The 14,770-nt window shown below is 46.2% G+C and carries 12 protein-coding genes; 7 read left to right on the forward strand and 5 right to left on the reverse strand.

All coding sequences use genetic code 11. The features are described from left to right. The first annotated feature begins 83 nt into the window (after window positions 1–83). Window positions 84–2,546, forward strand: coding sequence for a M16 family metallopeptidase (locus tag JIN82_RS11895; protein ID WP_200311867.1), 2,463 nt, complete (start codon window positions 84–86; stop codon window positions 2,544–2,546). Between the two features lie 108 nt (window positions 2,547–2,654). Here the strand turns inward: JIN82_RS11895 and JIN82_RS11900 are convergent, their stop codons facing one another. Continuing rightward, window positions 2,655–3,242 (reverse strand): YdcF family protein, encoded by a 588-nt coding sequence (locus JIN82_RS11900; RefSeq protein WP_200311868.1) that lies wholly within the window; start codon window positions 3,240–3,242, stop codon window positions 2,655–2,657. Between the two features lie 510 nt (window positions 3,243–3,752). Here JIN82_RS11900 and JIN82_RS11905 point away from each other — a divergent pair. From JIN82_RS11905 to JIN82_RS17255, 4 genes are all read left to right on the forward strand, one after another. Beyond that, entirely contained in the window at window positions 3,753–5,777 is a 2,025-nt protein-coding gene (locus JIN82_RS11905) for an ABC-F family ATP-binding cassette domain-containing protein (protein WP_234041968.1), read from the forward strand. Between the two features lie 50 nt (window positions 5,778–5,827). Next, the gene (locus tag JIN82_RS11910; RefSeq protein ID WP_200311869.1) at window positions 5,828–6,145 is read left to right on the forward strand and encodes a hypothetical protein; all 318 of its coding nucleotides are present in this window, start codon (window positions 5,828–5,830) and stop codon (window positions 6,143–6,145) included. Between the two features lie 93 nt (window positions 6,146–6,238). Continuing rightward, window positions 6,239–7,252: a ligand-gated ion channel gene (locus JIN82_RS11915; protein WP_200311870.1), complete on the forward strand. Its 1,014-nt coding sequence runs from the start codon at window positions 6,239–6,241 to the stop codon at window positions 7,250–7,252. Between the two features lie 316 nt (window positions 7,253–7,568). Further along, window positions 7,569–7,796: a hypothetical protein gene (locus tag JIN82_RS17255; protein ID WP_234041969.1), complete on the forward strand. Its 228-nt coding sequence runs from the start codon at window positions 7,569–7,571 to the stop codon at window positions 7,794–7,796. A 119-nt stretch (window positions 7,797–7,915) separates the two neighbouring features. Here JIN82_RS17255 and JIN82_RS11920 read toward each other — a convergent pair whose 3' ends face one another. Beyond that, the gene (locus JIN82_RS11920; RefSeq protein WP_200311871.1) at window positions 7,916–8,254 is read right to left on the reverse strand and encodes a hypothetical protein; all 339 of its coding nucleotides are present in this window, start codon (window positions 8,252–8,254) and stop codon (window positions 7,916–7,918) included. Between the two features lie 164 nt (window positions 8,255–8,418). On the opposite strand from JIN82_RS11920, the gene JIN82_RS11925 reads away from it, so the two are divergent. Together JIN82_RS11925 and JIN82_RS11930 are read left to right on the forward strand one after the other, a co-directional pair. Then, window positions 8,419–10,446, forward strand: a complete 2,028-nt coding sequence (locus JIN82_RS11925; protein WP_200311872.1) for an ATP-dependent helicase — start codon at window positions 8,419–8,421, stop codon at window positions 10,444–10,446. Window positions 10,447–10,518: 72 nt separating this feature from the next. Then, window positions 10,519–10,713 (forward strand): hypothetical protein, encoded by a 195-nt coding sequence (locus JIN82_RS11930; protein ID WP_200311873.1) that lies wholly within the window; start codon window positions 10,519–10,521, stop codon window positions 10,711–10,713. Between the two features lie 60 nt (window positions 10,714–10,773). Here JIN82_RS11930 and JIN82_RS11935 read toward each other — a convergent pair whose 3' ends face one another. The 3 genes from JIN82_RS11935 to JIN82_RS11945 all read right to left on the reverse strand — a co-directional run bounded on the left by JIN82_RS11935 (window position 10,774) and on the right by JIN82_RS11945 (window position 14,628). Then, on the reverse strand, window positions 10,774–11,853 hold the full coding sequence (locus tag JIN82_RS11935; RefSeq protein WP_200311874.1) for a hypothetical protein: 1,080 nt from the start codon (window positions 11,851–11,853) through the stop codon (window positions 10,774–10,776). Between the two features lie 137 nt (window positions 11,854–11,990). Further along, window positions 11,991–14,390 (reverse strand): MMPL family transporter, encoded by a 2,400-nt coding sequence (locus JIN82_RS11940; RefSeq protein ID WP_200311875.1) that lies wholly within the window; start codon window positions 14,388–14,390, stop codon window positions 11,991–11,993. 25 nt (window positions 14,391–14,415) lie between these two features. Next, complete coding sequence (locus JIN82_RS11945; RefSeq protein ID WP_234041970.1) at window positions 14,416–14,628, reverse strand: hypothetical protein; 213 nt, start codon at window positions 14,626–14,628, stop codon at window positions 14,416–14,418. Between the last annotated feature and the right edge of the window lie 142 nt (window positions 14,629–14,770).

Consider the following 14,770-nt stretch of genomic DNA (forward strand, 5'->3'; position numbering starts at 1 on the left):
TCGACAAATGTGAATGCTTCGTCCAGCTTATGGCTATGGAATTTCCTGCAACGCACGCTAGTTTACATGAATTGTCGAATGGCATGAAAGTCATCTTGGATGTGGATCATTCGGCGCCAGTTATAAGCACCCAGCTGTGGGTGGAGACGGGGAGTATTCATGAAGGAGAGTTTGCTGGCGGTGGAATTTCCCATTTGCTAGAGCACATGGTGTTCAAGGGAACCAAGTCATTTTCCGGCAGTGAACTTTCCGAGGTGGTGCAGGCCGCTGGTGGTGAGTGGAATGCTTACACCACTTTTGCGCGCACGGTTTATTATATCGATGGTCCATGTGAGAGCGCTGAGGTATTTTTGCAATGCCTCACAGAAATGGTCTTTCACCCAGCATTTCCCGAGGATGAATTTGAGAAGGAGAAAGATGTCATTCGTCGCGAGATTGAAATGGGCGAAGACGACCCTGACGATCAAACATCGCGTTTGCTCTACAGCACTGTATTTGGCAATGACCCGCGGAAATATCCAGTGATTGGTTTTGTTGAGCTTTTCAATGAGCTCACCCACGCTGACATGTGTCAATACCACGCCGACCGATATACTCCTGAAAATGCCTTTTTAAGTATTTCGGGGAGTTTTGAAATCGCAGCAATGATCGAGTTGCTAGAAAGCTTGTTAGCTGATGTGCCGCGCCGGTTTACAAAGGCAGCCGAAGTTGTTGGGGAACCCAAACAGCTAGGGGCTCGTGTACGTCGTAAACAGTTTGCGGTACCTAGCAGTAAATTTGCACTGGCATGGCAAACGCCATCTATTGACCATGATGATGCACCTGCACTCGACCTGCTAGCTACGATCTTCGGCGCAGGAAGATCGTCACGACTATATCAAAATCTACGCGAAAAACTGGGACTCTGCCACCACATTGGTGCGTGGTGCTCACAGCCGCCTAAGCTTCCTGGGATGTTTGCCATGAGTGCAGTGGTTGATCACTCCAAACGCGAGCAATTGCGTGAAGCTGTGTTGGATCAAGTGCAGCTGTTATTGAGCGAAAATCTTAGTGGCGAGATTGAAAAGGCTGTGCGCATGGCGTTGTCTAGCCAATTTAGCACACTAACCACAGCTTCGGGTCGCTCTTCAGATCTAGCATCTAACTGGCATGAGGCTCGCAGCCTAGATTTCACTCGTGATTATGTAAAATCTCTATCCGAGGTGACGGCTGGTGACCTGCGCAGAGTCGCTGAGAAATATTTAGTAGCTAGCAATTGCACAGAGGTTTCATTGGATCCACTTGGAGCAGAAGAAAACCTAGGTGCTGATAAAAAAGTGGTCGAACGAGGAGCTATTGAGACAGTTAGCTTAGACAATGGTTTACGTCTCATTTTGTGTCAGGATGCTAGAGTGCCACAAGTTTACATGACCTATGCATGCCAGGCTGGTTTGCTTACCGAGATAGAAGCAAATGCAGGGATCAATGCATTGTTAGCTACAGTGATGACTAAGGGAACGGTAAGCCGATCTGCTGAAGAAATCGCCCTAACGATGGATTCTATGGGAGCGAGCTACAGCATTAGTGCGGGTAATAATACGACAATGGCCTCGGCAAAGTGTCTCAGCCCGGACCTAGGTAAAACTCTAGGTTTGTTAGCTGATATGATAATCAATCCAGCCTTGCCTAGTGCGGCAATCGAGCGGGAAAAAGAAACTCAGTTAGCAGCGCTACGTGAGCAGGCTAACGATCCTATGAGCTCAGCTTTCCGCGAGGCCAGAGCGAAGCTCTTTGGGGCAACTGGTTACGGACTACATAGTTTGGGCACTGAATCATCAATTATTGATTTGGATCGTATGTCTTTAAGCGCTCATCACAGCCTTTATTTCCGCGCAGAGAATTCAGTGATCTCTATTTTTGGAGATATTGATAGAGATGAGGCGATTGCTCAGGTGGTAGAGCATTTTGCAGCGATGCCTAGCGGGAAAATGCCAGAACTCGACCTGCAACCTGTACGCGAAGGTGGCGAAGTTGGTATTACGCTAGATAAACAGCAAGCTGTGTTAGTGATCGCTTATCCTGGCGTAGGCGTAGGCTCTACGCATGCTGATGCTCTTGAGCTGATTCATGAATATTGCAGTGATATGGCTGGGCCATTGTTCACTCGTATTCGTGAGGAGTTAGGTTTGGCCTATTACGTTTCTGCTACTCAATTTCATGGTGTTCACGCTGGTATGTTTGCATTCTATATGGGCACGTCACCAGATCAAATCGAGCTGGCTAGGACTGAGCTTTGTGAGCAAATCAACTTGATTGCAGAGCAGGGGATTCCTGACGATGAGTTGGAAAATGTGAAGACAACATGGTTGGCTTCTAACGCTCTAGCAAATCAGAAAAACTCTAGCATTGGCAGAGGCTGTGCGATTGATTCACTGCTCGGGCTCGGTGTGGATTACCACCAAGAAAAGCCAGCTAGAATCAAGGCGATCACTGCTGAACAAATTCGTCAAACGGCGCAGCATATCTTTGCTGAAACAACTCCAGTAAGTGTCACTGTAATGCCGTAATCACACTTTAATCATCGGCTCCTGCCTGTCGGGAGCCGGTTGGGTTTCTTACTTTTCTAAGGTAAGTGTCTAGCTGGTGCAGCTCTTCTGCGTCAGCTGGAAAACTTCTTACTCAGTTGTTGCTAGGGCAGTTTGAGTTTCAGTGTGATTTGTCAGCCAGCATTTTAAGTAAGCTGGAATTTCACGTAAGATGGCAATGATGTCATTCCAGCCAAAGCAGTGAGCGTGGGCTGATGAAGGTGAATCTATACCGCCTTGTCTGAGAGCAAGTTTACAGCGCGGGACGTGGTAGTACTGGCTAATAACAAAGATGCCGTTGAGGCCAGTATCGTCTAGAATAGCGATAGCATTTTTAATACTAGTCTGGGTGTCTGCGCTACTGTTATCCACGAGGATGACGTGGTTAGGGATACCATTGCTAATGAGGTAGTCCCGCATAATATCGCCTTGTAGCTCGTTATCACCTGTTGATGTCCCACTAACTAGAATGTATTTATAGAGACGCTTTTCATAACCATCAATCGCGCGGTCCAGTCTAGCAGTTAGCCTTTTCTGAGGATGCCCCTCGGTGAAGTGTTTGCTACCAATGACAAGGGCCACATCAGCTGGTTTGAGCTGATCTTTAAGTCCGGAGCGGATGAGAATGACGGAGCCAACAGTTAAAAGTACTAGGCTGATAGCAGTTAATATTAACATGTATCTGATTCCTAGTTTGAGATGTTTACTGGTTGGCATGGATTGTATGGGCGTCGCTGGTAGCGAGTGATAGATGATAGGTGTCGGTTCTGATGAATGATTTTGCAGCTGAGCGATTACAGTTCAGCAGCTATTACCTGAGCTTGAATCAGGTATTCACCATGCTAGCGATCTCAGTGTGAGGTTTTATTCACAAATCGAGAGCATTGGGGAATCACCAGTGTTTATAGAACCCTGACACTAATTACATACGCTTCTGAAGGGGGAAAATATGATGCTGCAGCAATAGTTCGTGGACTTAGAGATGAACGATTGTGCCAGCTAGGATATTTTTCCAATGAGTCGTTTGGTTGATAACTTGTTTATAATCAGTGATCGTGATTCGGTGGAGAATTTTCCAGCTTGTGAAGTCATGGCGACGCAGCACGAAAATTTCTGAGTTATGCTAGCTGGCCAGAAATGCGCAACTGTACGTGTATTGACTCTTGAATAAATCGCGACTTTCTGGGCATGTTTCCGCGCATGCTGTCTGTGCAAAACCTGCGAGTTGAATTTGGCCCACGTGTTCTGTTTAAGGATCTATCTTTTACGGTCCTAGAAAAGGAGCGCATTGCATTTGCTGGCCACAATGGCGCCGGCAAGTCTACGCTGATGAAATGTGTAGCTGGTATTATTGAGCAAAGCGCTGGTAACATCGTCAAACCTAAGCATTGTCAGGTTGGTTATCTGCCGCAGGAAGGAATCCATATCTCAGGCATCACATTGTGGGATGAAACTGAGGGGGCATTTGCCGAGGCCAAGGAGATGCAGAAGCAGATCGATGAATTGTCTGAATCCCTCTACGAGCTAGACCCTCGCTCGGCGCCATACTCTGATTGTTTAGATAAAATTGGTGAGCTGGAATTGCAGATGGATCATTTTGACATTGGCCGCATCAAACCACGTATTGAGTCTGTGCTCACTGGTCTTGGTTTTAAACGCAGTGATTTCGAGCGTGATTGTAGTGAATTTTCAGGTGGCTGGCAGATGCGAATTGCGCTAGCGAAGTTGCTTCTCCAACAGCCAGACGTATTATTGCTCGATGAGCCAACTAACCACCTAGATATCACCTCGCAGCGGTGGATGGAGCAGTATCTAATCAACTATCCAGGCGCGATCTTGATCATTTCCCACGATCTATCATTACTTGATGTGCTGACGACTCGCACCATCGCCTTCCACCACGGACGCGCTGAAGAATACGCTGGAAACTACAGCTTCTACATGAAGGAATCTGTGCTGCGTAAGGAAATTCTAGCTAAGCAATACAAGGCGCAACAGCGTGAGATCGAAAAAGCCGAACAGTTTATTAACCGTTTCCGCGCCACCGCATCTAAGGCGACCCTCGTGCAGTCAAAGATCAAGCAGTTAGCTAAGATTGAGCGCATCGAGCTAGAAGAAGAAGACTCGGTGATGAATTTCAAATTCCCAGAACCTCCACTATCCGGTCATATGGTAGCTCAACTAGAGAAAGTGGATAAATCGTACGGGAAGTTAGAAATTTTCAATGGCTTCGATTTTGAAGTTTGTCGCGGTGAACATATCGCTATCGTTGGCCCTAACGGGGCAGGTAAATCAACTTTCTGTAGAATGATCACTGGGCAAGAAGAGCCAGATGCTGGTGTGCATCAGTTGGGGCATAAGGTCGCGGCGTCATTCTTCTCGCAAAACCACGCAGACGAGTTAGATCCAGATAAGACAGTTGAAGAGACTGTAGCTGAGGTGGCTTCTCGTGAGAATGCTCCTTTTGTCAGAAACCTGCTAGGTTGCTTCCTATTCCGTGGTGATGATGTTTTCAAGCGCGTTGGCGTGCTCTCTGGTGGTGAACGTTCACGAGTTGCTCTAGTGCGCATGTTAGTTCGCCCAGCTAACTTTCTTATTCTCGATGAGCCGACTAACCACTTGGACGTACAGAGTCAGGAAGTTCTGCAAAATGCGCTGAAAGACTATCCAGGAGCAGTATTGATTGTTTCGCACAACCGCGCATTCCTAGATCCTATTTGTAATAAAACACTGGAGTTCAGCCCTGGCCGTGAGCCGCGCTGGTATCCTGGTAATGTGTCTTATTACATCGAAAAGCTTGAGCTGGAAATGGCCCAAGCAAAAGCTGCCGCAGCGGGCGGAACGACGCAGCCAGTAGCCCAACTCAGTGGCATAACAGCAAAAGCCAAAGCGGAGAAAACTGCTACAGCTGCCAATACTGGCTCACGCAAAGAGCAGCGACGCTTGGAAGCGGAGAAACGTCAGAAGCGCAATAAAGTGCTTAAGCCATTACAGAGTGAGTTAGAGTCAGTCGAAGCTAGCATTGCTGAGTTCGAGGCAGCTCAGGCAAAGCTCACTGAGCATATGTCTAGCCCGCAGGTAGCTAATGATTCAGATAAAATGATGGAGGCAACACATGCCTACCAAAACCTTAGTGAGAAGTTAGAAAATGCATTTTCTAGCTGGGGTGAGCTCAGTGATAAGATCGAGCAGCTGGAAGCAGAATTGGATTAGCTAGCGGAATAGTTAGTTGACGCCTGTAAGCTTCTATCCATAATTTAGTTATGGATGAATACCCTGTAAGCCCATTTGTTGATGCCCTTCAATCAGTATTTGGGCGGGTCTTCTTATTGTTTGTATTAGTAGCGGGAGGCTGCGGTATTGGTTCTGCCTATGCTGATGCTAGCTGGGAGATGCTTGGTTACGGCGTGGCCAGTTTTCCATTTATTTTGCTAGGTTCAGTTTTCACCGCAGATGCTTTTTTTGCTCTGCCCGTGATTGTAGTTTTTAGTTTTTTCTTTGTCCGCTTTGAGTGGCATTTGCTCAGTTTGCTAGTGCCATTTTTCCTCGCTACGTATGCCGGTGCGGCGGTGCTGCTGTAGCTTTATTCTGATAGTTCCTCAGCTTCTTGCTGAGGAAACTTGCCAAATAGCCCAAATGGGTGTTAGCTGGTAGTTGGTTTCAATGTATTCATCATGAAGAAATTACCAACTATTCATCGATTGTGGATCGGGCTGTTATTTCTAGCTGTAGCGGCTTCCTTGCCGGCAGCTGTGGAGAGTAATACTAGCCGACCTAACCCAGACGCTGGACCTACGGAGGTAGAAATGCAGTTCCTGTTGCTAGATATTGATAATGTTGATAGTGCCAACCAGACCTTCACAATTAACTTTTTTTATGCCGCAAAGTGGCATGACCCTCGATTAGTTCACGATAACAAAGAGGCCTTGTTAGTCCAGCTGAAGGATATCTGGCATCCTTCATTACAAATCACAAACCAACAGCGCTTGATTAGAACATTGCCTGAGATGGCAGAAGTTCATCCGGATGGCACTGTGAGCATGCGCCAGCGCGTATGGGGAAAGCTAGCTCAGCCATTTGATCTAGAGGACTTTCCTTTTGATCACCAGATTTTCACGATCACGATGATTGCGGTAGGTGAGAAAAAGGGCAGTGTGAAGTTAGTGAAAACCAAAGATGGAATAGCATCGATGTCGAATAAGTTTTCTCTGCCCGATTGGAAAATCATTTCATTAGATTCACAGGTTGAATACCGCTCTTTGTTTGAAGGATTTCCCGAGGCTGACCTGTTTGTCGTGCGCATCGAAGCAAGCCGCTATTATGAATACTATTTAGTGAAGGTGATTTTGCCACTAGTACTGATTGTGATGATGTCGTGGATTGTTTTCTGGATAGACCCTTCTCAGGCTGGTCCACAGATTGGTGTGGCCACAACCTCGATGTTAACATTGATCGCCTATCGATTCGCCATAGCTAAAGATATGCCAGTGGTGCCCTACCTAACTAGAATTGATATTTTCATTCTGGGCTCAACTCTGGCAGTTTTTGTCACCCTTAATGAAGCGGTAATTACAGCCGCGTTGACACATAACAAAAAGTCTCAGCTGGCCCACCGGATTGACTATATTTTCCGCTTCATTATGCCGCCAGTGTTTGTCACTATCATGTATATTGCTCTTGTTAGGTAGTCATCTTGAGTTGACCGTAATCAGCCTCAGCTAGGAAAATAATATTTTTCTTATGTATTTTTAGAAGTTGGCGCGGCCTTTGCTGTAGTGGAGATGATTACACGATCTGAGCAGCAATTGGCAATGTCCCAGCTGAACAATGAGTGGCATCTTGTTGATGGCGAATCTGTCACGCGAGTATGCTGTGTTTTGTTCTCAGCCAATGCTTAGCTCTAAGTGTGTATGAACTTAGTTAGTTGCCCCTTTTGTCGATGCCTATCGACTGAGTTACTAACTAGGGTAAGCACTCAATTTACAACCACTAACAAATATAGCGATGCTCTCTAAAACAGCCAAACTAGCACTTAGGGTAAACGAAGCGAATCCTAATCACCATTTATGGAACAACCGTGGCATCTGGTGGTGTCACATCACTGTACATAAGGCGGATTCTACCTCAGAGAGATTACGTTTCTCTCTGAAGACGAGAGCTTTGGAAAAAGCTCGTGACCGTCGAGACAGAATCATCCGCGATATCTCCATGCATTATAGCGTAGCTGCCTAGCCAGTTAGGTCGCTTAGTGCGATCCAATAAATTCAATTTTTCATAGCTGATAGAATAGCATTCATGCACCCAAGGGTGCATGGATGATGGCTCCTTCTATCTAAAATGAGAGGTGTCTATCAGGGTTCTACTCTGAACACCTTACGGTGAACGGCTCGCAGCCATTCATCACTGCCATAGTCAGGTCCGTGGCCACCTGCATTGACGTAGGATTTCTCACCTACGGCTTTCATCCACTCTGGTGATGCTGGTGCTGGCCCTGTGCCGATAGATGGATTTACACCTGTGAGCAGGCCTACTTGTTGGAACCATTCAGTGGAGCTTAGGCTCGGGATAGCTGGTTTTACTTCGACGACTGGCGGCTGGCTGATTGGTTCAGATGGTGGCTCAACGCAGGCGGTTATCAGGCTACACAGTACAGCTGTGCTAGTGAGTATGGAAAGGCTCGTCGTTTTCATATCATGTGTGGAATAATTTCCATGTTATACTACGAATCTAGATCTACGTTCCTTTCTAGCAATAAAGAAATGCAGGTTAAGTTAGATTCTGCCGCATGCGGGTGAATGTGTCTCGCAAAAAAGCTGCGGCTTGACGAATTGCCCTAGGCAGATGAGTCTACGGCATGGCGCGTGACTACCAAATGAACCGATCCACTCCGCTGGCAAATGCCTCAGGTATCAACTATGCCGCGGAGCTCAACGAGCAACAATTACTGGCTGTGACTTCTCGTCCTGGACCAGCATTGGTCATTGCTGGAGCTGGCTCGGGAAAAACGCGCACGCTGACTCACCGCGTGGCGTATCTGCTCGATCAAGGTGCTCAGCCAGGCAGTATTTTGCTGCTAACATTCACCAATAAAGCCGCCCGCGAGATGATGGAGCGCGTCAGCCAACTGGTTCCACAAGACTTGTCAGCCCTGTGGACGGGCACCTTCCACTCGATAGGTAGTCGTATTCTGCGCCGTCATGCAGATGAGCTTGGGTTTACGCGTTCGTTTTCCATCCTCGATCGCGATGATCAAAAGGCGATGCTGAAAACAGTATTGGCGGATCTAAAGATTGAGGTCAAAGGTAAGGGGTTTCCTAAACCTGATTTGTTGGCGACGATGTTTAGCATGGTGGTGAATACCGAGGTCTCGCTCGATGATATCATTGAGGAGAGTTATGAATACTTTGCCCACAAGCTGGAGGATATTCGGCAGGTGCAGCTTGGCTATGAGGCTAAAAAATTGGCCACCAATTCGATGGATTTTGATGATCTATTGGTGCGAACTTTGAACTTACTTCAGGATAATGAAGAACTTCGTGGTCTCTATCAGCGAAAGTTTAAGCATGTGCTAGTGGATGAGTATCAGGATACCAATAGTGTGCAGAGCAAGTTAATTAACTTGTTAGTTTCTAAGCATAAGAGCCTGATGGTGGTCGGTGATGATGCTCAATCTATCTATTCGTGGCGCGGGGCGGATATGCGCAACATCCTCGCTTTTGAGGAGCATTATCCAGATGCTAAAGTGTACAAAATTGAAACTAATTACCGCTCAGTTCCAGAAATTCTAGAAATATCTAACGCCGCGATTAGAGCGAACACAGAACAGTACGAAAAAGAGCTGCGTGCCGTTCGTGAAGGCGGACAAATGACACCAGCTCTTGTGCCGATTGAGAATACTTCGATGCAGGCGCAGTTTGTTTGCGAGCGCATTCAAGATCTAATCGATGGTGATGGAATTAAACCGAACGAGATTGCCGTTCTTTATCGTGCACACTATCAGAGCATGGAGTTACAGATGGAGCTGGCCCACCGTGGGTTCCAATTTGAAATCACTAGCGGCTTGAGGTTCTTTGAACAAGCGCACGTCAAAGATGTAGCTGCCTATATTCGTTTTGTTTGTAACCTCAAAGATGAAGTTAGTTTTCAGCGCATGGTTCTCATGTTGCCTGGTGTCGGCGCTAAAACTGCTGAGCGGCTATGGCGCGACTGGGCGGCTACCGAATTCGCCGTTCGTGATAAATTACCAGCCTCATTCTCCGAGCTTTTGCTGAAGTTTAAAGTTCCAGCAAAAGCCAAATCTGACTGGGAGCAGATGGCTTACATTTTGGATGAACTCGCACCTGCTGGAAAGTTAGCTAGCCCAAGTCAGATGATCTATGCTGTTTTCGAAGGGAGCTACGACGAATATCTTAAGGCGACATTTGATAATTACGATAGTCGCCGCAAAGACATTGAGACATTGATGGAGTATAGCGAGAAGTTCGAAGACGTTGTCGACTTCCTCTCACAGCTATCTCTGATGTCATCGGTGGATGGTGACCCGGCTCAGCAGAAACAACAAAATCAAAAAGATGAACCAGCGATCTTGCTTTCATCTATCCATCAGGCCAAAGGGCTCGAATGGAAAGTCGTTTTCCTCATTGGGCTAGCTGATGGCATGTTCCCAACTGGGCGCGTGCTCGATGCTGGGGATAATGAAAGTTTTGAAGAGGAAAGGCGGCTATTTTATGTCGCTCTAACGCGTGCTAAAGATCAAATTTACATGGTCTATCCAATGACAAACCCGCGCAGCTACACTGGTGATTACGTGCTTAGTCCTTCACGATTTATTGATGACATTCCCGAAGAGATGTTGGAGGAATGGAATGTCTCGGTTTGGTAAAGATCATCTGCCTAGCTGGATATCACGATGATGATTGCCCTAGCTGGCGGAATTTGCTTTGATGGTATAGTTATGAATGAATTACAAAAGAAGTTAGTCGATCTAGGCCTGAGTGAAGAAATGAGCCAGCAGGCGATTGATACCGTGCTTGGTTATATCAAAACCAAAGTACCTGATAATTTAGAGCCGCTGCTTGATGCCGCAGCTAAAGGGGAAATGCCTGAAGGGGACGACCTGCTAGGCGCTGTGAAAAACCTTTTTGGTTAGCACATAAATACAAGATTCTAAAGATGGGCGGATGATATTCTCATCCGCCCATTTTCTTAGTTAGAATGTGAAGTTAGCACTGAAGCCCACAAATGGATTGACCATGTAGGTTTGCTTTAGTTTGGCTGAGTTACCTGGATAACTGCTCGTATCATATATATTTTGTCCGTCACTTGAAGTCGGGTTATTAAATTCATACATGTCATTTCGAACTCGAATACCTGCTTGGGCTCCGAGCTCAAATCGTTCATTGACCGCGTAGACCACACTCACTTTGTATTCTGCTAGAAATGCAAAATCATAAGTGCTGTCAGTAGTTGTGAAATTTTGCATGGTTCCAGCATCTTCATAACTATTCTGAGACGCCTTCATATCAGCACTGGTATACAAGGCAGCTAGGTTGATCGCCGAGTCAACAGCCCACTTATCATTGATCTCATAGTAATGTTTCCAGTTTAAACTCGGGCCAATTGAGTAACCGTCTAATGACTCATCTAAGGAGCTGCCATAGCCTTGAATTAATTCATGAGAGCCATTGATATTACTAGATAGCTTACTGTCGTAGCTTGATAAATATAGAGATAAGCCCCATTGGTGGTTATTTTCCGCTCTAGCAGATAGGCCAATCTCTCCGTAGAATCGTGAATAATCGGTTGTATATTTATGTGAAATTTCCTGACTTTCTTGATAGAGAATATCAACTGCGTAGCTTGGTGAGGAGCCATCAATAGGTTGAACGGCCACAAATCCCATATAGCCATTTAGTGTACTGTTATCAATTGTCTTTCTTGCACTACCCTTACTTGAAAATGATTGGTAACCAGCATTTACGGTGAGCCAAGCAGGTGTTGTGAAGTAGCTATTATTTAGATTTACGGTCGCGTTGTGAAACTCCATATACACATTACCGTCAAATCCCCATCCTTCGGCTTCGCCTCCATCGTTAGTTGAGCCTAAATAGTTGCCGAGAGAATCGGTTATAGTTGTGCCAAAGTTGTTAGTTATGTTGTAATTGAAATAGCCGCCGCCAATACCCGCCATAATAACGACATCTGGCTTTTCTGCTTGGTTAGTCTTTTCTTGAGCTTGCGCGGCACTGCACGCAGCTATGAGCCCTAGGGTGAAGAGTGTTTTTTGCATTGTGAAATAATGGTTTGCTAGTAACGCAGGCAACACTTAGGAAAGGCAAGACTCCTGATCAAGGTGTCATTTGATAGATGTAGCTAGTTTTTTTAAACGGTTGATTTGTTATCCGTGCAACCTATCAGTTTTGTGATTCATAATTGCTTATGCAAAGATCTCCAAATACCTGGCAGGAAAAAAACAGCAAAGGCCATGCAAATGAGAATGCCAGCGGCACAGATGATACCCATGCTTTTTAGTGCTTCATTAGAAGCTAGGGATAAAGCACCGAACCCAATTGATGTTGTTAGGCTGCAGTAGATTAATGCTTTGCAGGTTCCATGCCACACTTTTTCTGGCTGGTGGCGGTAGCGGCGCAGCGAGAAAATCATGTGAATACTGTAGTCCATGCCCATCCCTAGCAGTAGGGGAACGGCGATAACATTGAGAAAATTCCAGCTGAATGGTGTCAGTTGCATGAATACATTGAGCAGTAAGGGGGGCAGGCATAGGCAGAGCAAAGCTGCTAATACATCGCGCCAATCTCTAAACACAAAAACTAACATTGATATGAGTAATATTCCCATTGGGATGAAGACACGAAGGATGTCACGTTCTATCAAAGGTAGAATTACTGGCCGCAGAACCGTCCATCCAGTTACAGTGCTGTGCTCTGTATTGATGCTTTTCAGTGGAGTTAGATGATGTGGTTGAGCAACTAAAGGGAAATCATTTGGGCTGATTTGAGAAATGGCGGTGAAGGCGCCAGCTGTATCTCTACTGATTTGGTGATTAAGCATCGTTAGCGTTTCAGCCTGGCTCGGGTAATAGGGAGTTTTGCTGTTTGCTAGATTACTGAACTTACTTAGCTGAGAGAAAAATGATCGTGTCAAAACCAGAGCTTGATTGGTAAATCCTATTTCAAGCGCTTCCTCTTCGAGTCGCTTCTGGTTAGTTAGTAGCCACTTAATACTTTGTTGGTTTGTTTGCTGGTTCTCACGGTTGGGCCAAAATGCTAGAGGTGTTGACGATCGGTCAATCAGCCCATTTTCCTCCGCATTGTGTAGTTTTTTCTCGAGCATCTGCAGCTCGCTAACCATGGCCTCGTCGTCTAGACTCTGACTAACAATATTGACGGTTTTGTTGTCCCAATTAGGAAATGATTCACGGATTAAATCCAGCTGGGTTTTGGCTTCACTTTGTGATGGATGTAAGCTGTCTAGGTCGAAGTTGAGTTTTGGAACGCCAAATTGCACTAGTGGCCAGCTAGCTAGAACGAGTAGGATCGCCATGCTACATGTCGCCATACGCGCTGGTAGGAATCTAGATTTTTTCTTGAGCTGAGCAGATTCTTTGGTGGATTTAACCACGATGGGCAAAAACCAACTAAGCATAACTGCTGCTCCGACGAGGATGCCAATGGCTACGAGTATGCCTAACTGGCGGATGCCAGGGAGACTGCTCAAGCTAAGCGCTCCAAAAACAGTAGCTGTTGTGAGAGCCGCCCAGATAATGGCTTTGCGCACGGCTATTTCTAGCTGCTTTCGGTTAGCTCCGGTAACTTGCACTTCTTGGCAAATGACCATGCCGTAGTCTACCGCGAGCCCAATTAGAATGGAGGCGAAACCTACGCTCATCATGCTGATTTCACCGAGCACGAGGCCGCCAATACCAAGGGTTAGAAAAAAGGTGATAGCTAGCATGGCGCCCAACCACATGAGTAGCCGCTTGCGGCGAAGCAAGATCCAAAAAAGGACAGTACATGCAATAATAGTTAGGCCAACCGTACCTCGCATATCGCGCTGGATACCTGCGCCAATTTCTGACGCGAACACTGGTCCGCCAGTCATGCCAATCTCTATCCAGCTTCGGTTGTCTAGCCGCCATAGCTCAGTTTGCTGGCGCACATTTTGTAGCCATTGGTCAGCTTCACGAAAACCTGAAAACTCTACCGCTGGCTTTAGAATTAACAGATGCATCTGACCGTCGGCGCTTTCATAGCCATTGTCGCTAGTATTAGCTGATGCAAAGTATTGCGTGAATGCACTGTGGTTGAATAGGTCAAATGGATCTCGAGAGGTAATCGCGATGTCATAGGCATCCATGTTAGTCGCTAAAGTTTCTAGCGATTTGCTAAGCTGCTTGCTGCTATTTGATGTCGATAATTTCTCCTCTAGCTGCTGGAACTCACCTGCACTTCCATTGACCCAAGCGTAGGCAACTAGCTCGCCAAGGGCTCCGGCTGATTGCTCCCATGCGGGACGATAACGGACTTCGCTAGCTAGCTTTTCGGTTTGATATAGCTCGGCTAGCAGTTCAGCTTGTTCGGCTAGTAACCCAGCATCTTCAGCTGAGCACCTTAGGGTAACAATGAGTTCACCACCGTCTTCTATCACGTCCTGATAGGATCTGAGGGCTTTGATCTCGGGTTCGCTGCTAGGAAAGACACCCAAGATATCAGTATCTAGCTTCAGCTGAGTAATGCCCCAGCTAGCTAGCAGAATAACAAGAATCCAACTAGCTGTGCTAGACAGTGTTTTGCGTGAGTTGGGCATGAGCTCAGAAGATGACTAGCTTAGGCTACCAAGGTGTTTTAATTTTCAGGGCGCGCAGTAGACACCATTTTCTAGCGGCTTCGATAAGGCAGAAGATGCCAGCGAGAAATAATGGTGTGCTAACTGGGTAGAATTCAAAAAAATGATGAACTAAGCCAGCTGAAAGCAGGCAGAGGGTGCCTATAAAGGCGCGGATTTTTTGTCCTCTACGGTCGATGTTGCAGGAAAAGAATGGCATTGTCATTGATTATTAAAAATGTTGGTCGACTTGTCTAGGTTTTGTGGGATAAATTATAAACTGAAGCTGAGTGGATTATTGTATCTATTGAGCTAAAATCAATCTTTATATTGACAAAATATAGACAAGTTGTAGACGTGTT

The organism is Persicirhabdus sediminis (assembly GCF_016595495.1).
GTDB classification, from domain to species: domain Bacteria; phylum Verrucomicrobiota; class Verrucomicrobiia; order Verrucomicrobiales; family Akkermansiaceae; genus Persicirhabdus; species Persicirhabdus sediminis.

Bases quoted from the DNA above. Each gene is read 5' to 3' on its own strand.
- JIN82_RS11940 (WP_200311875.1), bottom strand. From the start codon at position 14,390: ATGCCCAACTCACGCAAAACACTGTCTAGCACAGCTAGTTGGATTCTT.
- JIN82_RS11925 (WP_200311872.1), top strand. From the start codon at position 8,419: ATGGCGCGTGACTACCAAATGAACCGATCCACTCCGCTGGCAAATGCC.
- JIN82_RS11920 (WP_200311871.1), bottom strand. From the start codon at position 8,254: ATGAAAACGACGAGCCTTTCCATACTCACTAGCACAGCTGTACTGTGT.
- JIN82_RS11945 (WP_234041970.1), bottom strand. From the start codon at position 14,628: ATGCCATTCTTTTCCTGCAACATCGACCGTAGAGGACAAAAAATCCGC.
- JIN82_RS11900 (WP_200311868.1), bottom strand. From the start codon at position 3,242: ATGTTAATATTAACTGCTATCAGCCTAGTACTTTTAACTGTTGGCTCC.
- JIN82_RS11935 (WP_200311874.1), bottom strand. From the start codon at position 11,853: ATGCAAAAAACACTCTTCACCCTAGGGCTCATAGCTGCGTGCAGTGCC.
- JIN82_RS11930 (WP_200311873.1), top strand. From the start codon at position 10,519: ATGAATGAATTACAAAAGAAGTTAGTCGATCTAGGCCTGAGTGAAGAA.
- JIN82_RS17255 (WP_234041969.1), top strand. From the start codon at position 7,569: ATGCTCTCTAAAACAGCCAAACTAGCACTTAGGGTAAACGAAGCGAAT.
- JIN82_RS11915 (WP_200311870.1), top strand. From the start codon at position 6,239: ATGAAGAAATTACCAACTATTCATCGATTGTGGATCGGGCTGTTATTT.
- JIN82_RS11910 (WP_200311869.1), top strand. From the start codon at position 5,828: ATGGATGAATACCCTGTAAGCCCATTTGTTGATGCCCTTCAATCAGTA.
- JIN82_RS11905 (WP_234041968.1), top strand. From the start codon at position 3,753: ATGTTTCCGCGCATGCTGTCTGTGCAAAACCTGCGAGTTGAATTTGGC.
- JIN82_RS11895 (WP_200311867.1), top strand. From the start codon at position 84: ATGAAAGTCATCTTGGATGTGGATCATTCGGCGCCAGTTATAAGCACC.